Raw genomic sequence first — 23645 nt, forward strand, 5'->3', positions numbered from 1 at the left:
GGATGCCGGCCAACGCCGTTGGCCGGCAGTTTTTCCATTTTCGTCGTGGCGGTTCGAGCCTTGGTGGTTCAAGCTTTCGGAACCCGGCCACGCCGGTCAAGGCATCGCCGGTGCCCTGCCGCCGACTCTGCTACACTGGCTCGTCTTTTCGCAGGAGTCCTACTATGGCCGAATCCGAGCCGCAGTCGTTCGCGCGCCATACCCGCTGGGATCCGCTGTTTCACTTCTTCCTTGCTCCAGTTTTCGTATTGGGGCTGATTCTGACCCTGATTCACTTTTTCGCGCATCTGACGCACAGCGACTTCCGGGATAACTTTCACGCGTTCCTGCTGATACTGCTGGCGAGCGCCTTCCTGGTCCTGGTGTTCAAATTGCGGGCCTATCCGCTGAAGGTGCAGGATCGCGTCATCCGCCTCGAAGAGCGCCTGCGCCTGATGCAGTTACTGCCCGAGCCCTTGCGCTCGCGCATTCCGCAAATTACCGAGGACCAGCTCTGCGCCCTGCGTTTCGCCTCCGACGCCGAACTCCCGAACCTGGCCGAACGGGCGCTCAATGAGAAGCTATCCCGCGCCGACATCAAAAAAGCGATCCAGAACTGGCGCCCGGATTATTGGCGAGTGTAAAAGCAGGCATCGGCCTATTGGCGCCATTCGATCGGACCTTGTACCTTGGACCTCGGGCTTGATGCTTCACCGCTGAGGATGCATCACGACGACGAGTTGATCACGACGACGATGGATCTGCAGTCTCAATCGGAGGCCTGCGAAATTGGTTCGGCCTCAAGGTCCGAGGTCTGAAGCCCGACGCCCGAAGTAACGTGCCGAAGGTAACCACGCCATTGCCGCTCAACGATTGACCTTAGTCCCGTCTGCGGGTACGATTTTTGGTAGAATTCACCGGGCGTTAACCTCCAGGCGAGGTCGCGCATCTTACCTAAGCGCACTATGCGATTTGGAAACCTCTATGTCCGGACCGCCCTGCTGGCCATCCTGATTTCCGCGGGCATCGCCTGTCAAACGGCGCAGAAACCGGTCTCGCTTCTGCCGCCAGCGACCGCACCTGCGCTTAAGCCCGCGTCGCCTTCGGCGCAGAACCCAGCACCCTCAGTAAAGGCCGCTCAACAGCAAAATGCTGCCGCCGAGCGGCCAGCCTCTGCGGAATCTCCATCCGCTGCACAAACACCGCTATCGGACACCGTCTCACCCTCCGACCCGGTTGCCGATCTGATCGCCCGCGTGGAAAAGGAATATCAGCTCGGCCTGGCCAACTATCAGGCGGGCAAAGTTGAAGAAGCCAGGCAGAATTTCGACAACGCACTGAACTCCCTGCTGGGCAGCAATCTCGATGTCCGTTCCGATGAACGGCTGCAAACCGAATTCGATCACATCGTTGAAGGCGTCAACAAGCTCTATCCCGGCGGCACTGCGGAAGCTGACTCGCCGCAGGATTCGTCCCAAGAAGCCCAGCAGAAGACCGAGCCGGCGCCCATCGACGAGACCAACGGTATCACGCCCGCGCCCGATGCCGGGGTAAAGGCCAAAGCGCAAGCCGAAATCAAGAACATGCACTCCGACCTGCCCCTGATGATGACCGATCAGGTCGCCGGCTACATCACTTACTTCTCGGGTCGCGGACGCGGCACCTTCGAGCACGCCTTTGCCCGCTCGGGCCGCTATCACGACATGATCGTCTCCACGTTGAAGCAGGAAGGCCTTCCGCAGGATTTGATCTACCTCGCGCAGGCCGAGTCCGGATTCCATCCGCTTGCAGTTTCACGCGCGGGCGCCCGCGGCATCTGGCAGTTCATGGCCTCCCGCGGACGCGGCTACGGTCTGCACCACAACATGTGGGTCGACGACCGCCAGGATCCCGAGAAATCGACTCGCGCCGCCGCCCACCACCTGAAAGATCTCTACAACCAGTTCGGCGATTGGTATCTCGCCATGGCAGCCTACAACTCCGGGCCGGGCACGGTGCAGGCGGCCGTGAAGCGCACCGGCTATGCCGACTTCTGGGAGCTCTACCGCCGCAACGTTCTGCCCAAGGAGACGCGCAACTATGTGCCCATTATTCTGGCCGTGACCATCATGGCCAAAAATCCTTCGCAGTATGGGTTGGATGGCGTGGCCATGGAGCATCCGGCGGATTACGATGCTGTCACGATTAACTACCCCGTAGACTTACGCTTGGTCGCAGAGTGCGTGGGTTCTACGCCGGATCAACTGGAAGACCTAAATCCCAGTCTGCTGCGCATGACCACGCCGCGCGAAGGCCCGTTTGAGCTGCACCTGCCTGCCGGAACGAAAGATCAATACGAAACCGCCGTCGCGTCGATCCCGGCCGACATGCGGCTGTGGTGGCGCTATCACACGGTTCGCTCCGGCGACACGCTCGCCTCGCTGGCGCGAACTTATCACACCACGCCCAAGTCCATCGTCGCGGCGAATCATCTTGAGGGCACCGAACTGGAAGCCGATGCGCAGTTGGTCATCCCGGTCACACCCGGCAAGCATCCGACCAGCGACACGGCAACCTACGCCCGCCGCATCACGCGTTACAAAGTTCATGCGGGGGACACGGTCGAAACCGTCGCCGATAATTTCGGCATTTCGCCGCAGATGCTGCGCCGCTGGAACGGCATCCACGGCGACAGCCTTCGCGGACGCAAAGTGCTGGCCCTGCATCTGCCGGTTTCGCCGTCCGCGCACGAGCCGGAAGTAGCCTCAACTCGTTCCAAGGCGAAACATCCGGGCGTAGTAACCAAACCCGCCGAGACCGCTGTGACCAAGGCCCCGGCCACGAAGTCGGCGCAAATTGAACGGGTGCCGGTGGTGGCCGCAGTCGTTCACCACAAAGTGAGGAGCGGAGAAACGCTCTACTCCATCGCCAACGCCTACCGCACTACCGTCGCCGCTCTCAAGCGCGACAACCGCAACGTAGCCGTGATCCGGCCGGGAATGATTCTGATCGTGCAAGCCGCTCGCTGAACGGGACGAGATCCACCGGAAGCGCCAAAACTACGAAGTACACGAAGGCCGTCGCGTTCTTTCTTGGTTTGACTTCCTTGGTTTGACTTCGCGAACGTTCATGGCCTTCATGGTTCACGCCTGCAACGGGTATTAAGCCCCCTCGAATATTTGTTTTTTTACCCCGCGTTCATCTTGCAGTCACTTTCCTTTCATTTGGCTTTGCTAATCCTCGTAAAAGCATCTGTCAAATCTTCAGGAGGAACCCACCATGACTTTCTCTCGCGGACTCAGTGTCGGCGCGTCCGCCGTCGTTCTTCTGCTCGCGTCCTCGTCAGCGCTTGCCCAACAATCCAGCCAAAAGCAACCCTCCAATCCCATTCAGCATGTGCTCCTCATCAGCGTCGATGGTATGCACGCGGTTGATTTACTGAACTGCGCCAATGGCATTACCACCACCAACAACGGTCAACCCTATTGCCCCAACCTTGCCGCCCTGAGCACGACCGGAATCAACTACGTCGCCGCCAGCACCTCGAAGCCCTCGGATTCGTTTCCGGGCCTGACCGCGATCGTCACCGGCGGCAGCCCGGCGTATACCGGCGTCTACTATGACGTCGCTTATTCCCGGAATTTCTCGGCTCCCAAGGAGACCACCGGCAACGGCTTGGCAGGTGGCCCCTGCACCCCCTACGGGTCGGCTACGGGTACCACGACCGAGTACGAAGAAGGCATCGACATCGACAAGACAAAAGTGAACGGTGGCGCTCCCGGCGCGTCGCTGACCGACGGCGGCTTTGCCTCGATCGATCCCAAGCACCTGGTTCGCGATCCCAGCACCGGCTGCAAGCCGGTTTGGCCCTGGGAATTCGTCCGCGCCAACAGCATCTTCACCGTGATTCACAACGCGGGCGGATACGCAGCCTGGTCCGACAAGCACCCGGCCTACAGCTCTGTCGCTTCCGGCGGCAGCCCCAGCACGCTCGACGACTTCTACGCTCCTGAAATCAACTCGACTGTGGTCGGACTTCCCGGAGTGGTTACGCCAACCGGCGTCAACTGCACCAACATCGTCGACAACACCGCCGACCTCACCGCCTGGACCAACAGCTTCGCCAACATTCAGTGCTACGACACGCTGAAAGTCGACGCGATCCTCAACGAAATCGATGGCTGGAACCACCTCCGCACCAAGCAAACCAAGGTTCCCACCATCTTTGGCATGAACTTCCAGGCGCTCAGCGTGGGCCAAAAGCTCGTTGAAGCCAGCAATAACACCACCGGCGGCTATCTCGATGCCCAGGGCACGCCCACCCCGGCGCTGCTCGGGGAATTCCAGTTCGTCGACGCCTCGATTGCGGCATTCGTCAGCGAACTACAGAAACAAGGGCTTTCCAATTCGACGCTAATCATCATCACGGCCAAACACGGCCAGTCACCCATCGATCCCAACCGCTACGTCTCCCAGCTGATTAATGCCACTTCACCGGCCACGCTGCTCTCCAATGCGGGCTACATTCCGTACTCGGAGTCAACCAATAACCCCACCGGCATTGGCCCCACAGAAGATGATGTCTCGCTGCTGTGGCTGAACAGTTCGGCCAATACCGACGCCGCCGTCGGCATTCTCGAAGCGAACCCCACGATGACCACCGGAATCGGACTCGGGCAGATCTTCTACGGGCCAGCGCTCTGGCTGAACTTCAACAACCCCACTAACGATCCGCGCACGCCGGACATCATCGTGACTCCGAACATCGGAGTTACGTACTCCGGCAGCACGGCGAAACTGGAGGAGCACGGCGGATTCGGCCACGACGACACCAATGTCGTGATGCTGCTGTCCTATCCGACCTTCAAACCCAGAACGGTCTATTCCGGAGTTGGGACGGCGCAGGTCGCGCCGACCATTCTCAAAGTCCTGGGACTCGATCCTACCGCGCTGGATGCGATTCGCGTCGAGGGAACACCTGTGCTGCCGGGAGTTCCGCTGCCATAAGTACCCCATAAACTGCAAAACCAAAACAAAGCGGGAGCCGTTTTCAGCGGGAGCTGTTTTCGGCTCCCGTTTTTTTGCGTCTCTGGCGGATCGTTCTCCGCCTCCTTTCTTTTCTGCTTCCCTTTTCCGGGTGCGCTGTGATAACAGGTTAGCGAGCAAGTTGGTAAGCAGGAGTGTCGAGATTTCTAAGTCTTTGCGTTCTTTGCGGCATTTCTTGGCGCGCCGTGCGGTTTAAGATTTTCTTGCTTTTGGCTTATGACAAGAATCAAACCCTTGTAACCGCAGGGGACCCTAAGAAATGCCCCAAAGGGCGCCAAGATCCAAGGGCAGCAAATTTTGTACCTGTGTCCGCGGTCCTTGCAGGCAGCACCGAGCGTCGTGCTATAATCGCGCGCCGTTCAGCAAAAGGTTCCGGTGGTCTTTTAAATTATTTGTGCCGCTGCCAGGGCGCATCCGCATCTGGCCGCATTGAATGACAGGAGGAGCAATGACGTTTAACGATCCCACTCTGTACGCACGCGATGACGAAGAGGAATTCGGCGACAGCGGCGCTTACAGCGAATCGCTGGAAGAAGATTTCGAAGAGGAAGAAGAGGAAGAAGAGTCGGGCGCGCCGGCTCCCGCAGAGCCGGAATCCACATCGACTCCCGCGCCTGCGCCACCCAAGCCCACGCCACCGAGTGGTGGCGGCGGTAAGCCCAAAGCGAAAAAGAAAGCCGCCAAGCCTGCGGCGAAGAAGAAAGCAGCGAAGAAAGCGGCGAAGAAGCCAGCCAAGAAGGCTGCCAGGAAACCGGCGAAGAAAAAAGCCGCCAGGCCCGCGAAAAAGGCGAAAAAGAAAGGCAAGAGACACTAAGTTCCGTTGCCAAGTTGCCGGTTGCGAAGCCCTCCCCTGGGTACTATGTTGCAACCGCGAACCGCGCCCGAAAGGGCGCGGTTTTTTATGGCCTTCGGGACTACAGCCAGGGTTGCGGCGTGAGGGATCTTGCGCCTATCGACACTGCTCTTCTAGGTCCAGATCGGGGAGCAACGCGTTCGCCTGCTAACCGGCTTGGATCAATTCGGAACTGTGTACAAGGGCGCGTGGGATGGCTGCGGGACCGGAACCGGCACGACCAGCGTCCCGATGCAGGCAGAGTCGGAATGGCAACTGACGTCGACCCGCATCACCAGGATAGCGCCGCTGCTCGGAGGAAACTCCAGCGGATAATGGGCTACTTTCAATTTATCCGCCAGAGGCTCCAGATCATCGTCGCCACTCGAGAATTCAGCCGACTCGACCGTTTCCGGCCGGAACGTGACGATAAACTGCGCCGCGCCGGCTAGCTTCTCGGTGTTGGGGAGTTTTACCTCGCGGGTATGACGAAGTTGTTCGGCGGGTGTCTTGGTCCACTCCCCATTTGGCAGCCGATGGATGTCGATCAGGGCAGGGTCCTTGCCGGTCAGTTTCTTATAACGCGCAGTCAACTCGTGGTATTGCGTGAGATCGCCGTTGGGCGGGGAAAACCCAGGATATGCAGACTGCGGCCCAGATGGCGGCAAATGCGATACCGTCAGTGCGAATAAATACTCCTGTGCGGCCTGTTGAGTCTTGCTTTCCTTTTCGTAAATCTCGCCTAGGTGCTGACCCACGATAGCCTCTTCTCCCAGGAGCCAGGCGGCCCGAATGAAAGGCTCGGCCCGCTTCGCATCCCCTTGCTGGAAATAGACCCAACCCAGAGTGTCCCAGGTCAACGACAACTGGTAGGTCACGCGCAGCCCCTGGTCCTGGAATGACGCGCGCAGGTCGTGGGCCGCTTCCGCTGTCTGCATCTGCTCGTCCAAACTCTTTACGGCTTTCTCGGCATATTGCTGTGCCAGGGCGAGCTCGACTTTGTTCTCCGCCAGTGTGTAGGCCACATCGTTGAGCATAGCCGGATCGCCTTTCTCTTCCGCTGCCGCCTTCAGATGTGTAACGCCCTTTTCCGTCTGCCCGGCCTTCAGATATGCCTGTCCGAGCTCCGATTGCACGCCAGGATTTTCGGGAGAACCCTTGAGCGCCGTCTCCAGCATCTCCGCCGCTTCTGGATATTTCTTGGTCTGATACAGTAACTGGCCTAGATTGACCGCAGCGTCGTGACTCTCCGGATCCGCCTTCAACAGTTTCCGCCATTCCTGTATTGCATCTTCCTTGTGTCCGGTCGCGTTCAGGAAAAACGCCGGAGCCTGATAGGCCCGTACGTCGTCGGGCGCAATCTCCTGCTCCTTGTGAAACTCGGCCAGCGCCTCGCTCACCTTGTTCAGAGAAACCAGCACAACCCCAAGCTCGAAATGCGCCCCCTTGTATTTCGGTTGCGCGGCGACGACCTTTTCCAGCAATTCCTGGGCGTGCTGATTGTCGCGACGCCGTAACGCATCGGTGGCTCGCCGGAAGTTCTCATCGACGTCGCCCGCTTCCTCCGTGTTGTCCTTTGCGGAACCCGCATTCTTTGCGGTCGTTCCAAAGCCGCCCGAACTCTTCACCGGCATCAACGCCAGCTCATCGTCGGAAACCGCGCGACCGAACCTGCGATAAGTCTCCCAATCGCTGAGCGGCACTTCGCTATTCTTCACGATCAACTCACGCGAAATCCTAAGCACCCCATTTTCGACCGTGGTGTCGGCCGTGTATTGCGCAAAGCTTTCCACTTCGTGGCTGCGCGGCCGAGGCGCCACCGAATAACCCGGCGGCAACTCCATTTGCGAGCGATAAACAATCTTCCCCGGCATGCCCAGAAGCAGGGGCTCTTGCGGCTTTCTTACTTTTGAATCCTTGGACACTTCCAGCCCCATCATCGGCAGCGCTGCGCTCGTGTTCCGGTCGTCCCAGTCCCCGAAGTTCTTGCGCAGGTAGTCGTAGGAAATCTGGAACGGCTTGTCGAGTTCATTGGGCGGCGACACCTTGACGTTGCTGACGTCTCCGCCAAAATTCAGGGCGTAGGAGAAGCGCTGTACCGCGTCCTTCCACTGCGACTCCGATAGCTGCCGGAATGCCGCTCGCAGCAGGACTTCGGTGTCGCCACGGTACGACTGTGTAATGTGCCCGGTATAGGTGCCGTTGCCATCGAGCTTGCCGGACGAGGTAAACTCCTGCTCCATCGGAAACGGCGGGTTCTGCGGCGTCGTCATCAGCAGAGGCGCTTGGTTCGTCGGGATCACAAGCGCCTGTTTGTCGCGCAGAACGCTGATCAAAAGCTCGTAGGGTGCAACCTCTGGTGTGGTATCGAGCCAGATGAACTTGCCGCCACTCGGGATAACCGTGATGACATGATTGAACTGCGCGGGCGACGGCACCTCCGGATCCAGTTTGCGAGTGGCGTGGATGAGCGCGGGCCAGGCATCGATCCCCGCAGCTTTTAACAGCGAGGCCAGCAGCGTGTGCTTGTCTTTGCAGTCACCGTACCCGTTTCCCAGAACATCGTCCGCGGCGTGCGGTTGGTAGCGTCCGATGCCGAAATCGAGGCCAATGTAATGAAACTGAAGCGAGACGAACGCGTAGATGGCGCGAATCTTCTCGTCGTCGCTCCGCAATCCTTTGGTGAGTTCGGCGGCCTTGGCCTGGATCGCCGAAGTAACCTCCAGCGGTTCTTTCTGCAACCCTCCATACCAGCCGCCCACTTCCTCCCAACTCTTAAACGTCGTCACCTGCACGGATGGATTCGGGGGAATGCGTCGCGGGATTTCGTTCGGGTCCTTTTCTTTGACCTCGAGATTGGAATGGGTCCAGCTATAGATCCGCCGTCCGCCCGCATCTTTCACCTCGGGCTTGAAGTCGGGGCTGACCACTTTGACGTACTTCTCTGCTGGGACACTCAGTTCCAGTTTCTCGTCCTTCACGATGGCGTTCTTGTTGAAGTTATGCTCGTACCAGAATTGGCCGGGGACTTCGGGTTTGACGACGCGGAAGCGGACCAGGTATTCCAATACGTCGCCCACACCCAGGCCTTTCACCGCAACGTGTTTTTCGTGGATGTCGCTATACAGAGGGGCAGTGCGAGTTACATCCGCAGGCAGGTCCTGGATGTTGTAGTCGGGAGTCTTCACGACGGTACCATCCGGCTTGCGGACGCGCACATAATCGACGTCAACCACTTCGTTAGCGCTGGAATAGGTAAAATTCAAAACGGCGAAGGCCTTCACCCCCGCGTCCGCGAGGATCTTTACCTCGGCGCTATGTTCGCGCGAACCGCTGCCGTCCGCCTCTTCGATGATCGCAGTGCGGAGCCTGTCGATGACGTAGGCTTCCTTGGAGAAATCCGTTGCAGCAGAGGATGGCTTCTCGTCGGCTTTGACCTGGCCGAAAGCAAAGGGAATTGCGCACGCGGCAATCAGCAGGACAGCCAGCGCATTCTTGGATGACATTCGGTTGCACCACCTTCTGGGGGAAGAGGTTGCAGTCCGTTGCGTTTACTTTCTTGCCGCCACCGCGCTCAGGCACTTGCCGTACAGCTCGAGCAGGTGATCGGCGTAGTCTTCGGGTTTGGCCGTGGAACCGGTGCCTTGAAATCCTACGCCTGACGAAGTGGTGCGGCCATATCCCGTGGTCATGGCAACAAATTTCATGAGATCGAGTGCAATATCTTCATTGCGGCGAGCGGCCCCTGAACCTTTGGACGGACCTTCCTCCATAATGCCTTCTCCTCTTCCGGAAATGACAGGTACTTGTTGGTCTTCGAAATCTTCGTCGTCGAGGTGTTCCATGATGCTGATGACTCCGATTGCGATGATAGCAGAGCGAACGGCAGGCGTCGGGGATCGGGCGTCGGATCTCGAACGTTAGACATCAGGCCTCCGAAGGTTATCTTCCGGGGTTAGTTTTCAATCGCAAGGTCTGGGTCTTGGGTGTTAGGCCTAGGGTACCGTATCATCCGAGTCCGAAGGCTGAAGTCCGAAAACCAAAATCTAAAATCTAAAATCTGAGGTCTGAAGCCCGAAGCCCGCTTTTCCCGCGCTAGACTTGCTTTCTTAAAGAAAAAAATTCCACCCGACTGGCCAAAATTTTTCCTGTACTCCGCAACCTAGGGGACAGGTTTTCTCAACGAAATCATAGACCCAAGGGTGGGCCCTCAGGCTCAGAAAAGTGGCAGTTGACTTGCTACTTTCCAGGTGGAGTGGCAGCGCAATTGGGACGCTGTGAGGACGGAATCGGGGTTTTACGCCCTCGGATTGCAACTATGGTGAAACACTTTGCACCGGTCTGGTTGACTTTTTCTTGCCTCCTGATGGCGTGCACGAGTGTGGGCCAGAGTCGGCGACCGAGCGCTCCATTGCCCGATGCTCCCTCGGCGCAAATCGCAACCCAATCCTTTGCCCTTGAAAGGGTTGCCGACGAGGCGCACTTGCCTTGCGCTGTGGACGCGGTAGCCGTAACCACCAGGGAGGTCGCCGCCAGCGAAATCACTCATGTCAGCATGGCACTGCCGCCGCGCCTTCCCGGGCTGTATGAGGCGGCTCCTCCCAAAGAATCGCCAGACTTTTTCGGCAAACATGTTTATCCCTCGCTGATTAATTCGAATACGCGCTATCGGCCATCGGACAGCGATAGCATGCTTGCTCGGGCCACCGACGCGGCATCGAGCGTCTTGTTTCCGCGGGACGAGACTGGGCGGCGGAGACTAAACACTTCCTATTTGTTACGAGTAGCGACTTCGGTCGCGGCTCATAGCGCCTCCCGGCCCTATTGGTTGCGCTCGGGTTCGGAGCCAATCAGCGATTTCGGATCGACCGTCGGCAATGATGCGGGCATGAATCTGTTACACGAGTTTGGACCTGCCGTCCGACACGTTATGGCGGGCCACCTGCCTGAATTCGTGACTCGGATCCAAGAGGGAATCCTTCGGGCGAGGGGAACTCGGTGAAGGCCAAGGCATAGCAAAGACAGCCCCTTCGCCACCGAAGGCACGGGAATTCACTCACCCGCCCCATTCCCGTTTCGATCTCTTTCGTCGTCCATCCTGTTCGGATTTCGTAACAAATTATCAATCTCGCTTGATCGCATCGGCATTCGGGTCTAATATTCGCCCAACTTCTTCCCCTCAATAATTAACGAGTGTGTGCCGGTCGCAAGCGTTTCGGCGAGCGGCCGGTCGCTTTTTCCAAATTGAAATAAATTCTGGACCCTCACCAAAGGAGATCTCTATGGCTGTCAGAAAGTTGGATCGCTCCGATGCCGACGCACGCGCCGGTCTCGCCATGAAATCAGACCCCACGCGCATCGATACCCGCAAACTGAAACTGGGCAAAGGCGTAGCCCGGCATGATCCGCGAACTTTGCTGCTGGCCTCGTATGTGACGCCGGCGCTGCCCACGCCGCCCGCCAGCGCAGATCTCACCGCGAAAGTAGGCTCGTCGTGGGGCATGATGGACAACGATCAACTTGGCGACTGCACCTGTGCGGCTGCGGGCCACCTGATCATGGAATGGACCGCGAATGCCGGCAAGAAAATGGTCACACCGACCGACAAGCAGATCGTCGCGGCATACTCCGCCATCACTGGCTACAATCCCGTGACCGGCGCTAACGACAATGGCGCCCAGGAAGTCGATGTGCTGAATTACTGGCGGCAGTCGGGCATTGCCGGCCACAAGATCGGCGCCTACGTTGCGCTCGAACCGGCCAACCACATCCACATCATGGATTCGGTGTACATCTTCGAAGGCTGCTATATCGGAGTGCAGTTGCCCATCAGCGCGCAAGCGCAGACCCAGAATCATCAGCCCTGGTCGGTGCCGCCCGGAGGCACGACCGGCGACGGTAAGCCCGGTTCCTGGGGAGGACACGCCGTTCCGGTGATGGCTTACGACGCTCGCGGTGTAACGGTTGTGACCTGGGGAGCACTACAGATCATGACGTGGGGTTTCTGGGAAGCGTACTGCGACGAGGCCTACGCGATTCTGAGCAATGACTACCTCACGGGCAAGAAGACGACGCCGGAAGGCTTCAGCATGCAGCAGTTGAAGGAGGATCTGGCGGATTTGAAGTGAGCAGTCTTGGTCGTCGGTCGTCGGTCGTCGGTCGTTGACCATTCGTCGTTAGTCGCTAGTCGTTAGCCATCAGGCCGTTGGTCGTTGGCCAATGCGGCCAGTTGGCCGACGACCGACGGCCAACGACCGACGGCCAACGGCCGACGACCAACGACCGACGACCGGCGGCCAACGACTGACGACGCCTTTGAACAACGATACGGACGGCATGCTCGGGGGGGGGAACTTCGCGGCGAAAGCGGGCTGGGATCCCTGCACCGGCTGTGGAACTCCGGATGGCCAAAAGCTGTTGAACGCATTGAAGTAGTTCGCGCTGGAAGAATGCGGAATCGTTGGGTAGAGACTCCGGCTTCCGGGCTCTACCCAACGGACTTAATCGTGAAGTCCTGAGTCTGCGGTATTAAATCAGTCAGAGAAGGAATCTAATTCACTTGGGCGCACTTACGATCGCGTTCGATATCACCATTGTGGGAGTACTCGCGCTTCCCTGGATAATTCTGGTCATTCATTTGTTTTTTTCCGAAGGCGAGTATCGCCTGCCGGCCATTCTGGATTGGGTGAAAGATCAAGAGCAGCCCGTGGCAGCGGTGCTCTTGTTTGCCATGACCTACACCTTGGGCTCGGCCGTCTCGCGCATCGCGTTCGATTTTTTTAACGACGACGATCTTCAACATGAGTTTTTCGCCCATCAGCTTCGCCTCGGCGTGACCGAAGACCGAATTCACACCAGCGTCTATTGCAACCACAAAGACGATGAAAGTTTGGTGCAGTGGAAAAAAGGGGATGACTCGGTCAAGGCAAAGGTCTATACGCTCAAAAAACAGGGAGAGGATTTGTGCGACCAAATCCTGAGCTGGTGGGTGCTCGCCGGCAACGAGCAACAGGAAGACTATTTGAACGGAACCGCGAAAGATCTTTTCGGCCTGCAGGAAAATCAGCTGTTGCTGAAGGGTGAGGACGACACCCTGAGACTGCGCCAATTGCACGATCAGGTGATGGTGCTGCGCGGCGCCGCTTTCAACGGCCTGATCGCATTTTCCCTGTGCCTGTTTGCTTTAGGCGCGAAAATCAGGCGTGCCGGGGCAAACCCATGGCTGCGCTGGTCGCTCGTGCCGGTGCCCGTTGTGTATGTGATTGTGGCAGGGTTCGCCATCCTCAACCACTTTAAAGAACGCTCGCCCTCCGAACCGCCCTACATGGAATTTACTCTGGCCTTTCTCGGTGTCGCGGGAGCGTGGCTAATTTGGAAACGTCCGCAGGAACTGTCAGAGGGCGCCCAGAGACGACACATTCTGGCCAACGACAGCAATGGAACCTACTGGCGGAAGGAGCGATGGGGGCTGTGGTCAGGGCTTGCATTCCTGCTTATGTTCGCCGCCGCGCTGGGCTGGTGGTCGACAGAAACGTTCTACACTCAGCAGGTCATCTACTCCTACGACTCGCAGGCGATGACGGTGCAAGGCACATCTGACACGAAGTGAGCCGGCAGAGCCGGGAAGGGGCCAAACACAAGACCGGCTCGCAGTGCTTCCCCGCCGACGCGAACTTACCAGTTAAGCTTCCAATCCGATCTGGCAAATGCGGCCGACCAGATAGTCGGCCGCGGTTTTGCCTTCTTTCATATTCACTGAGTCGATGGGAAAGGACTGGCTGTGGGGGCGCAAGATTAAACGATTGTTGACGACTTCGACATATCTCACCGTGCAAGTATCGTTTTTCAGAACAGCGTACATATTGAGATCGCCTTTGCGATATGCCTTAAGTGAGTTGTAATGGCGGTCGAGCAGAAGCGTGGCTCCGGGCATGAGCCGGGGAGACATGCTCAGGGTTTCCCGGGCGTCGAGCTGGATGAGGACAAAGCGGCGCCAACCGGAGCGATCGCCGTCGGTTTCGGCGCGCAGCTTGCGCAGGAAAGATTTTCTGAACTTGAGGATTTCTTTGACATGCATGCTGGCGATCAGCGGGTGAGTGGCTGCGACGGCGGGAGTGGTGAGCGGGACGTTCTCAAATTCGTCGCCGCTGGGGGGAAGGATGGAGGCGCGCTTGTTGACTTCGGCAGGATCGAGCAGGTCGAGCACGGAAAGATGCTGCACGGAGAGCACTTTGTCCATGCCTTCGAGGCTTAGGCCGCGCTTGCGATTAAGGAAGTTGGAGATGTGGGCCTGCTTGAATCCGGTCTGTTCGGCGAGCCGGAGTCCGGTGAGTTCGCCTGCATCGATGCGCTCCCACAGTACTTTGCGGAGATTATTTTGCAGGACTTTGAACTTCATGGCCCGGAGTATAGCACCGGGATATAGCATGCTGCTAAGTGCATAAGGTTCGATAAGGAAGCGAGCCAGCGCACGATTATCGCGTTGCCAAGAACGCGAGCATTGGGCAGGTCCGGGGCGGGTTCGCGGTGCCAAAAAGGAGTTTGAACGGGATAACAAATCAAAATCATCGAGCGAGAAAGTTTTCCACAGCTCGAGTTGGTGAATCCAACCTTGACTGAGAAAATTCACAGTTATACGATCGCGACATCCTAGAGGCCACTATGCTCACGGTAGAAAGCCAATGACGAATCACGGGGAAAACTCGAATGAGGAGAAGAACTTCGGCGAGTTTCGCAGGAAAGTGAAGTCGGCCGAAGTGCTGTCGGCATCGATGCAAAACCTGCTGTTATCGCTGGGATTCACAGGGCGAGTGAGCGTGGTGATGCAAAACGGACGTGTGCTCAAGTCGGGCTATGAGGAAGGGTACTTTCACCAAAGGCATAGCGGGCGAGCCGAGGACCGAGAGCGCACAAATTTTAAGAGCTGAGGGGGATGGCGGCAAACAGAAGGGTTGGGTTGCGAGTAGAGCTCCGCAAAACTAAATAGCTTCGGCAGGTCGTCGTAACAAAAACGAGCCCTGCGTACAGCCCCAGCGATCTCGGAGGGACTGACGCAGGGCTTTTTTTGTTTGAGAGGGAGCGCGGACGATCGAAAGAGGCAGGCGAAGGTTTTCAGTTCACACGAATCTTGGAGGGGTGATGAAAAGAAGTTATGACGAAGGAAAGAACGGAGTGGCGATGGAATTGAAATATTGCGAGCACTGCGGAGGCTTGTGGGTGCGAGAAAGCGGGGCGGGAACGGTCTACTGCGACAAGTGCGAGGCCAAGGTGGCGGACTTGCCGGCTCCGAAGAAGAGAGCGGGGCGGCTGATCCTGCCGGTGGGTACGCATACAGAAATCGAAAAGTACGAAATAGAGATCGAAAACGACGATTTGGCCGAACTTGATTCGAGAGGAATCGATTCGAGGGATCTGGAAGCGGTGGGGGGTACGGCATGAACTGGGAAATTCAAATCCTGGCAGAAGCGGAACGGCCAGAAATAATCGCGGAAGGAATGTTTTCGCGGCGGGAGGGGACTTTAGGGGATCGATCAGAGGATCGAACTTCTACGGAAGAGCGGCGGACAGGAGTGTCCGCTTCACCTGGGCCAGCATTGCCGGCGCATCAGTTTCCGGCGAAGGCGGCCGAGGTTGCGCCGGAACAATCGGAAGCGGCTGCGGAAGAGTCGCGTTGGCAGCAGAGGGAGGGGGAGGAGAATCGGGAGCGGGAGCGGCGGACTTATCGGGGACGAACCATTGCACTGTTGCGGCGTTACATGCGGTACTCGATCGAAACCGGGCGAATGCCGTCACTGTTGGGGCGCGAGTTTTTTCGGGCGAAGGTGACGTCATACACGGTGGTGACGTTTGAGGATCGCGTGATCTTCGTGCATGACATGGAGAAGTGCCTGAAACGACTGGACGAATTTTCGCGGCAGTTGATTGCGCGGCATGTTTTACAGGAGCATGACCAGGCAGCGACTGGCAGGTTGCTGAATTGCAACGAAAGGACAGTGCGAACGTATATTCCGATCGTGCTGGATGTATTGGGTGAAATTCTGATGGAGGTGGGGCTGATGGAGAGGATGGAGCGAGCGCCGACGAATTCTTGTCAAGGGGGTAAAAACGGTCCTTTCTCCGCAAGTGATTGCGAGGAAGGGAAATATAAAGTTTGAAAAATTTCCGGTTTACCCCAGGCAATTTGATAATCTTGAATTAGAGAGTGAGAAACGGAATTCTTGCTGTGGAGAGCGCACCTTTGGGTGCGCTCTCGTTTTTTGGGGCGAAGAACGACCAGCGGGCTAAAGCCCGCACGGACAGGGATGCTTTACGCGGCCCTGAAGGGCCGCTCTTCCACCCCGGGGCTGCCGCTCTTCCACCCGAGGCTGCCGCTTTTTCGCCTCGGGGCTTATGAGTGTGGCATTGGCGAATGGTTTTTTTCTGAAAAGAATCTTGTCAAGTGGGTAAATCGGGACCAAGTCGCGCAAGTGATTGTGAGGATGGGAAATATAAATTTTAATTTTTTTCCGGTTTACCCTTAGCAATTTGCTATTCTTTAAATAGAGAGTTGAAAACGAAGAAATCGCTGAGAGAGGGCGCGCCTTATGGTGCGCCCTCGGTGTTTTTGGGACGTGATAACGGCAGACTGCGGTGGGGCACTCGGGAGACAGCAGGTCCCTCGACTTCGCATGTTCTTCCCTACGAGAAGAACATGCTCCGGTCGGGATGACACTTATGCTGACTGGGCCCATTCGCTTCTGTAGCCAAGTTGGAAAAATCAGGGGAACCGGGCATGGGGCGATGATCAAGAAAAAGGCGAAGAGCAAGGGTACGAAGAAGAAGGCGGCGAAGAAAAGTGTTTCGAAGAAGAGCAAGAAAGAGTTGAATCCGGCGGAGGTGCGGAAGGACATCTCACGCATGGTGGAATCGGAGGCGGCGACGATGGCCCGAGCGGCGATCGATGAGGGAAAGAAGGGTCAACTGGCGCCGGTGAAGTATTTGTTGGAACTGGCGAAGATTTTTCCGGAGGCGACGGACGGAAGTCAGGCCAGCGAGGAGGAAGACTGCCTGGCGAAGACGTTGCTGAAGCGTTTGGATATTTCGGACGAGCCGATTGCGCGGGATGATGAGGACGAAGTCAGGGCAGGTGCCGGAGTGGAGAGCGATGTGAAGCCGGCGGATGGTGGTTCAGAGGCGGGGTCCGCGGACGCGAGCAACGCTGCGCCGGTGGTGTAGTGCCGTCCGCGGCGCGGACTTGGTCCTTGTCCTCTGTTCCTTCCCGGCACTTCCGTGCCGGGAAGGAACATAGCGCCGCTTCGCGGCTGGTCGCGTTGGATAAACCATAACGTAGAATGGGGCGGAGCACGTGCGAAAAGAATTCGCGGTGGCGGTTTGGGTTGCGGAGAAAGTCAAAATCCCCGCCCCTTCGGCGGGCTCAGGGCAGGCTCTGGCGGCAAAAAGCGCGGCTAGGATGGGGCACCCGCCAGAGTTGTCGGGCAGCCGAATCCGGGCAAAGAAGCGATATAGGACAGGGATGGATATTACATGGGTGACCGACCGGATTGCGGTCGGGGGCGGAATTTGGAACGCGGAGAATATGGCGAAGGTGGCGGGGTCGGGGATCACGCACATCATCGACATGCAGATTGAGTTCGATGACACGCCGCTGGCGGGGGAGCACGGTATCGAGGTGCTGTGGAATCCGACGGACGATGATTTTGAGCCGAAGCCGGGGGCGCTATTTCGGCGGGGAGTCGAATTTGCCGAGGCGGCATTGCAGGGGACAGATGCGAAGCTGTTTATTCATTGCGCGGCGGGAGTGCACCGTGCGCCAATGATGGCGGCGGCGGTTTTGGGATCGATGGGATGGAAACTGGAGGACGCGATCGGGTTAATTGAAGGGCGGCGTCCGGTGGCGGATTTTGCTGAAGTGTATGTGAGGAGCGTGGAGGAGTTTCTGGGTACGCGGTTAGATTCTGGCGGAGAAATTCTTTAACCACAGAGAGCACAGAGGGGCACGGAGGAAAATCTGAAACAGCAGGTCCCTCCACTTCGGATGTCCTCCCTTCGGGAGAACATGCTTCGGTCGGGATGACAATTGTTTTTGGCGATGACAGTTGCTCTTGACTGAGATGACAGTTCTCGAGGTTGAAAGTTTTGAATGGGGGCCCTGGCGGGCTCCCGTTGTTTTTGTGAAGAAGAGCTGAGGGTGCGAGGGAAAAGCAAGCGGACAGGAGTGTCCGCTCTACACGGGATTGGATGGAGGAGACGATGTTTGACGCTGGCCGCCGCCCTATTGGGTGGCTTTTTTATTGCGCGGTGATGGTGGCGATGATTGCGGGCTGTGGGCTGAGAGGGAACGCGACGGCGGTTCCGCAAGGGCCGGCGACGACTACGGTGGCCGATACCGTATATCTCGCGGACGGAACGTACGCGTCGGGGACTCTGATCATCACGTGGCCGGCGTTCGTGACAGCGGGCGGGACAGCCGTGGCGAGTGGCGTGACGAATGTGACGCTGGGTGCGAATGGAGCGCTCAGCGTGGCGTTGGTGCCGAATGCGGGAGCGACTCCGGCGGGGATGTATTACACCGTGGTGTATCAGATTGGGAGTGGGGAAGTGAAGACGGAGTATTGGCTGGTGCCGACGACGTCTCCGGTGAATCTGGCGGGAGTGATCACGACGCCGGGGTCGGGGGTGGCGGCGGCGCCGGTGTCGATGCAGTATGTTAATTCGCAACTGGCGACGGTGGTACATCTGGCGGGCGCGGAGACGGTGACGGGTACCAAAACATTCTCTGTGGCGCCAAATGTTCCTACGCCGGCGAATCCGGGCGATGTCGCGAACAAGAGTTATGTGGACTCGGCGGTGTCGAACGTGGGCGCCGGAAATTACGTGCCGACTGCCGGGGGAACGATGACGGGACCGCTGGTGCTGCCGGGGAGTCCTTCGTCGTCGCTGCAAGCCGCGGATAAGGGCTATGTGGATCTGGGGCTGGCTACGAAAGCGGATTTGATTTCGGGACTGGTTCCGACGGGCGAACTGGGAGCGGGGAGTGCGAGCGCATCGACTTGCTTGCTGGGTAATGGAACCTGGGGACCGTGCGCGAGCGGCAGCGGGACGGGAAATGTCTCGACGAATCCGCTGACCGGAGTCAGCCAAAACATTACGCAGCAGTTTGGGACGCAGTTCTCGACCAACAATCTGGCGGGGATTCCCTATGTAGTTGCGAGTTACAACTGGCCGCAAGGAGGATCGCCGACGGAGAGCTGCACGGGCGGGTGCGTATCGGGTGCGTTGGTGGCGGGGACGGCGGCGACGGTAACGTTGACGCCGTGCCCGGCGGGAGTGGACACGTCGAATAATACGAATGCGCCGTATGGGATTTATATTGCGGGCACGGGAACGCCGGAGGCGGTGGCGGTGACGGGAGGCAGTTGCACTTCGGGAGCTTCGACCGGGACTATTGTGTTCACTCCGGGGAGCAATCATGCGGTGGGCTTTACGGTGGCAGCGGCCAATGGGGGAAATCAAGAAGCGATCAATGTGGGAACGGCGGGCGGGTCGACCCATGCGGTGATTCAGGAACTTCCGACCGGTGGGGCGGACACGGCCAATTACAACATTTATTGGCCGGTGTTTCTGAAAGCATCGAAGAGTGTGATCAACGGGGACGGGGCGCTTTGGCGATGCTACACGCGGTCATTGTGTTTGATGGTGGGAGATTATCTGGGAAGTACTGGCCAGGCGTCGATTGTAAGAGGACTGGAATTTCAACCGGCGACGAATGTGGGTGGGGCGCAGATTGCATCGGTTTCGGCGACGACCGGACTTTATACGGTGAACACGGCCAGCGCGCACAACCTGGTGACGGGCGACTGGGTGATTCTGTATTACACGAATCCGGCTCAGACGCAAGAAGTGCGGGTCAAGGTGACGGTGACGAGCACGACGCAGTTTCAATACACGCTGGGAGCGACGACGTTCGCGCTGAAGACGGGCTTTGGATGGGTGGCGATCGAGAACGCGGCGATTGAAGTGGAGACGGATGGGGCCCGGCTGCAAGACATCAAATATACGACAGGATTCAGTGGGGGGTTGTTCCATCAGGGCGTGGTGGTAGGAAACGACCAGCACTTCATGGTGGATGGGATGACGAACGAAGGCAGCAACTTTGTGTTTCGCTGCGACTCGAATTTTTGCGGCAATATGATTTATCTGCGCGGGGATCAAGGGGCGGCGCCGGTGGCGTATCTGCATCATTTGGAGGCCAGCTTCCAGTGCAGCGGGAACGGAGTGCGCAGCGTATCGGGCAATACGCTGGACGTTCAGGACAGCGTGATCCAGGGGACGAACCAATACGCGATTTACTATGCGGGCGGTTTGCAGCCGTGGTCGACGAACAATGTTTACAACGAAAGCGGGGCGTGCACGAATCCTTTCTATCCGGGATCGCAGACGGCAATCGCCGGATACATTGCGGGCGTGGACGCGGTGACGCTGGAGGATGACGCGCCGATTGGGGGGGCGTTTCCCACGTTTGTTTCCGGGGGGAGCGCGAGTTCGCAGAGAAATTACTATGTGGTGCCCAAGGATTCGAATCTGGGCACGGGGCCGATGATGTTTATCGGAAACGCGCTACCGGCAACGAGCGGGACGAGCATCCCGCTGTACTGGCCGAGTCCCGATCTGGCGGGAGCGGGGACCAGGACGTTCGACATATTGGTGACACTGGGGCCGGCGCCGACGTCGGCGCCGTATACGGGGAATGCGTTTTCGGTGGTGACCGGTATTGGAGGAAGTTGCAGCACGACAGGAATCTGTACATACACCGATACGCAGGGGGCGACGACGGCGTACACAGTACAGAACGCACTGTGGACGCCGACGCTTCCGTTCTGGCCGGGATCGCTGATATTGAGCAACGGGGCGAGCGCGTACATCAATCAGTGCGGGCAGGCAAGCACGATTATTTCGACGTCGTATTTGCCCAAGGTGTTCTGCAAGCGGGGAGTGATTGCGGGCAGCACGAGTGAGTACACGCCGTATTGGGGAGTGTTCATGGCGGGCGACTCGGCGGGAAACGGCAATCAGAACGTGGGAGCGCAGGTGGTGCAGATAGCTCCGGCGTCGGGGTCGTGGAATCCAGGAATAAGCGGGGCGCTGAATTTTAATCCGGGGCCGGGAGCAACGGTAGTGCCGAGACAGGTCATTACGACCATGGACGGAAGTCCGCAGCAGACATTTGCCACGCCGGGATACGTGAGGACGGGAAGCGCGGGAGACAGCTTTATTGGAACGGACTCGACGGGCGCCGTCGGAACACAGGATCAAAGCTATGGCGCGCCGGGCGGACACAACTTTTATGTGAACGATCCGGGAACGAATAGCGCACACGCGAAATTTAATATCGGGGCGAGCGCGGCGACGTTCAATGTTCCGGTGACCGTGAATGGAAGTCTGGCCGTTACAAGTGGAAGCGTGACGCTGCCGATTACGGGATCGAGCGCGCAATGCCTGCATGTCAGTTCGACGGGAGTGGTGACGGGGACCGCGGTCGATTGCGGGGGTGGAATGGTAAGCAGCGGTGTAGCGGCGCAGATCGCAATGTATTCGGCGAGCGGGGCGGCGGTGAGCGGGGATAGTGCGCTGACGGACAACGGGTCGGTGCTGAATTATGCGGGGACTGGTGGGATTTCGACGACAGCGGGGGCGTTCAGCGGAAATTTGACGGTGAATGGGCAACTGCTGGTGGCAGGACCGTGGATGGTGAGTTCGCCGATTCCGGGAACGGCGATGGCGCCGGCGGGGACAGGGACATCGGCGCTGGGGATTTCGAATGATGGGAACTTTTATATCTCGGCGAATGCAGGAACGCCGCAGATGGTGGCGACGACGGCGACGAGTTCTTATTTTTCGAATCTGATGCAGGAAGATGCGAACGATGTGGGAGAGTTCAACGGAACGAATCCGCAAAATTTGCATGTGTACTCCAGCTACACGAACAGTTCGAGTTGGCAGCGGACATCGGTTGGATTCGATACTGGGGATAACTATGCAGTGCTGCGGAGTGAGAGTTCGACGGGGGGGGCAGCTCCGGGGCTGGGGTTTTGGATTAACAGCGGGTTGAAGTGGGTGATTGACTCAACCAGCAACCTCAAGCCGTGGGCCGATGAGGTGTACACCATCGGCACGTTCAATGCCAGTAGCGGAGTGGGATTGCGTCCTGCAACGGTGTATGCAGCGGGAGCAGCGACCAGCAACAGCGGATTCGAATTGGGCAAGTTCGCTAACAACAGCTATGAGATTTGCAACGATACGACGAGTGGCACGGCGCCCAACGGTCTGGCCGTTCTGACGGCGAGTGGGTGTGCGGTGAAGCCGTCGAGCGCGGTTACGGCGGGAGTGATTGGGGTAGTGGCAGCGAATGCCGGGAACAGTGGCACAGCGACCGTGGCGCTTTCGGGGTCGGCGTATTGCAGCTTTGATGCCACCGCAACAGTTGTGGGAGATTATGTGGTGGCTTCGAGCACGGCGAATGGCGGGTTTTATAACTTATGCCACGATGCCGGTTCGACGGAACCAACTGGAGTTCAAGTTCTGGGACGGGTGCTGCAAGCCACTTCCGGGTCGACGACGGTGCAGATGTTTTTCAATATGCCGGGGTCGGTGGTGAATACGGGGGCCACGTCGATTAGCTCAGTGTTTGGGCGAACAGGGGCTGTGGTGGCAGCGAGCGGAGATTATTCGGTGGGGCAGGTTACAGGAGCGGCGCCGCTGGCGTCACCAACTTTCACCGGAACGCCGCTGGTGCCCACGGCGGCGGGCCAGACGAATACGACGCAGGCGGCCAGTACGGCATATGTGATGGCCAGTCTTCCACCGGCGAATACGCCGTTTGTCCCATTTCCGGGTTATAACTCTGGCAGCTCATTCTCGTTTCCAACGGGGGCCAGTACAGCCGCGGTATTCAGTTTTAACCTTCCCTATGCGGTAACGACCTCGAAGGTGGCTTATAAGACCGGTACAACCGCCGATAGCACGTCAAACAACTACGCGGTAGGAATCTACAACTCTTCCGGGACGTTGGTTTTGAGCTACACCGCGGCCGGCACGTCGTTTGCCTCTGCCGCCAGCACAATCTTTCGGCAGAGTTGGACACAAGGTTCCACAACATTAGCGCCGGGTAAATATTATCTGGCCATGACGAGCAATTGCGTTTCTAGTTGTGCGACATTCTACGGAAGCAATGGGACGACAACGGTGTTCTATTCGAACACCGCCTTTTCTGTAACGACCGGGGGAGTGCTCCCGTCGTCGATTAGTCCAGGTACGGGCTTCGAGAGCTTCACGGCCTCGATCCTGGCAACGATCTTTGAGTAGGATCCGGTCAGGAATAGGATCCGGATGAGAATGACATTTTTTAATCGCTCTTAACGGCGAATTTAAAAATCCCCATTTCTCGCAGCAGAGAACGCGCTAGAAATGAGGCGCCCGGCAGAAAGAAAACGTAATCACAGAGGTCAGAGCAGAGGTGAGCCATCGGCGAAAGCTGGTGGCTCTTTTTATTGGAGCGGGAGGGTGGTGGGATGTGAAGAGCTTTCTTGTTCTGGCTGCGGCGATGGGGTTAGCGGGGTGTGGGCGGAGGATGACGCGGGCGGAGTTGCCCAATGTGGTTATTCCGGTGAGGTGCGCGTCGGAGATCACGTTGGTGGGGTGCGATGCGCGGATGAGTCCGCCGAAATGTAGGAGCGCGCTGGTCAAGTATCGGAGCGGGTGCGAGGAGATTTTGGCGGGGCGGAAGTGAGAAAGTCCTAAGTGTAGACATTCA

General features: G+C 58.1%; 16 protein-coding genes. 13 read left to right on the top strand and 3 right to left on the bottom strand.

Annotated features, from left to right (window positions below; translation table 11 throughout):
- The first annotated feature begins 2 nt into the window (after positions 1-2).
- The 4 genes from VGM18_14960 to VGM18_14975 all read left to right on the top strand — a co-directional run bounded on the left by VGM18_14960 (position 3) and on the right by VGM18_14975 (position 5818).
- Positions 3-623: a DUF6526 family protein gene (locus tag VGM18_14960; GenBank protein HEY3974303.1), complete on the top strand. Its 621-nt coding sequence runs from the start codon at positions 3-5 to the stop codon at positions 621-623.
- 321 nt (positions 624-944) lie between these two features.
- The gene (locus VGM18_14965) at positions 945-2987 is read left to right on the top strand and encodes a LysM peptidoglycan-binding domain-containing protein (GenBank protein ID HEY3974304.1); all 2043 of its coding nucleotides are present in this window, start codon (positions 945-947) and stop codon (positions 2985-2987) included.
- Positions 2988-3237: 250 nt separating this feature from the next.
- Positions 3238-4965: an alkaline phosphatase family protein gene (locus VGM18_14970; GenBank protein ID HEY3974305.1), complete on the top strand. Its 1728-nt coding sequence runs from the start codon at positions 3238-3240 to the stop codon at positions 4963-4965.
- A gap of 487 nt (positions 4966-5452) precedes the next feature.
- Complete coding sequence (locus VGM18_14975) at positions 5453-5818, top strand: hypothetical protein (protein ID HEY3974306.1); 366 nt, start codon at positions 5453-5455, stop codon at positions 5816-5818.
- A 200-nt stretch (positions 5819-6018) separates the two neighbouring features.
- Here VGM18_14975 and VGM18_14980 read toward each other — a convergent pair whose 3' ends face one another.
- Together VGM18_14980 and VGM18_14985 are read right to left on the bottom strand one after the other, a co-directional pair.
- Positions 6019-9342, bottom strand: coding sequence for a DUF3857 domain-containing protein (locus VGM18_14980; protein HEY3974307.1), 3324 nt, complete (start codon positions 9340-9342; stop codon positions 6019-6021).
- Between the two features lie 45 nt (positions 9343-9387).
- Complete coding sequence (locus VGM18_14985) at positions 9388-9681, bottom strand: hypothetical protein (protein HEY3974308.1); 294 nt, start codon at positions 9679-9681, stop codon at positions 9388-9390.
- Between the two features lie 1437 nt (positions 9682-11118).
- On the opposite strand from VGM18_14985, the gene VGM18_14990 reads away from it, so the two are divergent.
- Positions 11119-11964: a hypothetical protein gene (locus VGM18_14990; GenBank protein HEY3974309.1), complete on the top strand. Its 846-nt coding sequence runs from the start codon at positions 11119-11121 to the stop codon at positions 11962-11964.
- A 509-nt stretch (positions 11965-12473) separates the two neighbouring features.
- Positions 12474-13445 carry a hypothetical protein gene (locus VGM18_14995; GenBank protein HEY3974310.1) on the top strand — a complete coding sequence of 324 codons (972 nt, stop codon included), beginning with the start codon at positions 12474-12476 and terminating at the stop codon, positions 13443-13445.
- A 72-nt stretch (positions 13446-13517) separates the two neighbouring features.
- On the opposite strand, the gene VGM18_15000 is transcribed toward VGM18_14995, so the two are convergent.
- Positions 13518-14234 (bottom strand): hypothetical protein, encoded by a 717-nt coding sequence (locus VGM18_15000; protein ID HEY3974311.1) that lies wholly within the window; start codon positions 14232-14234, stop codon positions 13518-13520.
- Between the two features lie 283 nt (positions 14235-14517).
- Between VGM18_15000 and VGM18_15005 the strand changes: the two genes are divergently transcribed.
- The 7 genes from VGM18_15005 to VGM18_15035 all read left to right on the top strand — a co-directional run bounded on the left by VGM18_15005 (position 14518) and on the right by VGM18_15035 (position 23621).
- Positions 14518-14763, top strand: a complete 246-nt coding sequence (locus tag VGM18_15005; protein ID HEY3974312.1) for a hypothetical protein — start codon at positions 14518-14520, stop codon at positions 14761-14763.
- A gap of 211 nt (positions 14764-14974) precedes the next feature.
- Positions 14975-15274 (top strand): hypothetical protein, encoded by a 300-nt coding sequence (locus VGM18_15010; protein ID HEY3974313.1) that lies wholly within the window; start codon positions 14975-14977, stop codon positions 15272-15274.
- A 131-nt stretch (positions 15275-15405) separates the two neighbouring features.
- Positions 15406-15990: a hypothetical protein gene (locus VGM18_15015; GenBank protein HEY3974314.1), complete on the top strand. Its 585-nt coding sequence runs from the start codon at positions 15406-15408 to the stop codon at positions 15988-15990.
- A 559-nt stretch (positions 15991-16549) separates the two neighbouring features.
- On the top strand, positions 16550-17050 hold the full coding sequence (locus tag VGM18_15020) for a hypothetical protein (GenBank protein HEY3974315.1): 501 nt from the start codon (positions 16550-16552) through the stop codon (positions 17048-17050).
- Positions 17051-17348: 298 nt separating this feature from the next.
- Positions 17349-17810, top strand: coding sequence for a dual specificity protein phosphatase (locus VGM18_15025; protein HEY3974316.1), 462 nt, complete (start codon positions 17349-17351; stop codon positions 17808-17810).
- 275 nt (positions 17811-18085) lie between these two features.
- Positions 18086-23197 (top strand): hypothetical protein, encoded by a 5112-nt coding sequence (locus VGM18_15030; protein ID HEY3974317.1) that lies wholly within the window; start codon positions 18086-18088, stop codon positions 23195-23197.
- A 151-nt stretch (positions 23198-23348) separates the two neighbouring features.
- Entirely contained in the window at positions 23349-23621 is a 273-nt protein-coding gene (locus VGM18_15035) for a hypothetical protein (GenBank protein HEY3974318.1), read from the top strand.
- Positions 23622-23645: the final 24 nt, after the last annotated feature.

This window comes from Candidatus Sulfotelmatobacter sp. (assembly GCA_036500765.1).
Taxonomy (GTDB): Bacteria; Acidobacteriota; Terriglobia; order Terriglobales; family Acidobacteriaceae; genus Sulfotelmatobacter.

Coding starts and splice junctions, on each gene's coding strand:
- VGM18_15030 (HEY3974317.1), top strand. CDS start 18,086: ATGTTTGACGCTGGCCGCCGCCCTATTGGGTGGCTTTTTTATTGCGCG.
- VGM18_15010 (HEY3974313.1), top strand. CDS start 14,975: ATGAAAAGAAGTTATGACGAAGGAAAGAACGGAGTGGCGATGGAATTG.
- VGM18_15005 (HEY3974312.1), top strand. CDS start 14,518: ATGACGAATCACGGGGAAAACTCGAATGAGGAGAAGAACTTCGGCGAG.
- VGM18_14990 (HEY3974309.1), top strand. CDS start 11,119: ATGGCTGTCAGAAAGTTGGATCGCTCCGATGCCGACGCACGCGCCGGT.
- VGM18_15025 (HEY3974316.1), top strand. CDS start 17,349: ATGGATATTACATGGGTGACCGACCGGATTGCGGTCGGGGGCGGAATT.
- VGM18_14985 (HEY3974308.1), bottom strand. CDS start 9,681: ATGGAACACCTCGACGACGAAGATTTCGAAGACCAACAAGTACCTGTC.
- VGM18_15020 (HEY3974315.1), top strand. CDS start 16,550: ATGCTGACTGGGCCCATTCGCTTCTGTAGCCAAGTTGGAAAAATCAGG.
- VGM18_14970 (HEY3974305.1), top strand. CDS start 3,238: ATGACTTTCTCTCGCGGACTCAGTGTCGGCGCGTCCGCCGTCGTTCTT.
- VGM18_14980 (HEY3974307.1), bottom strand. CDS start 9,342: ATGTCATCCAAGAATGCGCTGGCTGTCCTGCTGATTGCCGCGTGCGCA.
- VGM18_14960 (HEY3974303.1), top strand. CDS start 3: ATGCCGGCCAACGCCGTTGGCCGGCAGTTTTTCCATTTTCGTCGTGGC.
- VGM18_14965 (HEY3974304.1), top strand. CDS start 945: ATGCGATTTGGAAACCTCTATGTCCGGACCGCCCTGCTGGCCATCCTG.
- VGM18_14975 (HEY3974306.1), top strand. CDS start 5,453: ATGACGTTTAACGATCCCACTCTGTACGCACGCGATGACGAAGAGGAA.
- VGM18_15000 (HEY3974311.1), bottom strand. CDS start 14,234: ATGAAGTTCAAAGTCCTGCAAAATAATCTCCGCAAAGTACTGTGGGAG.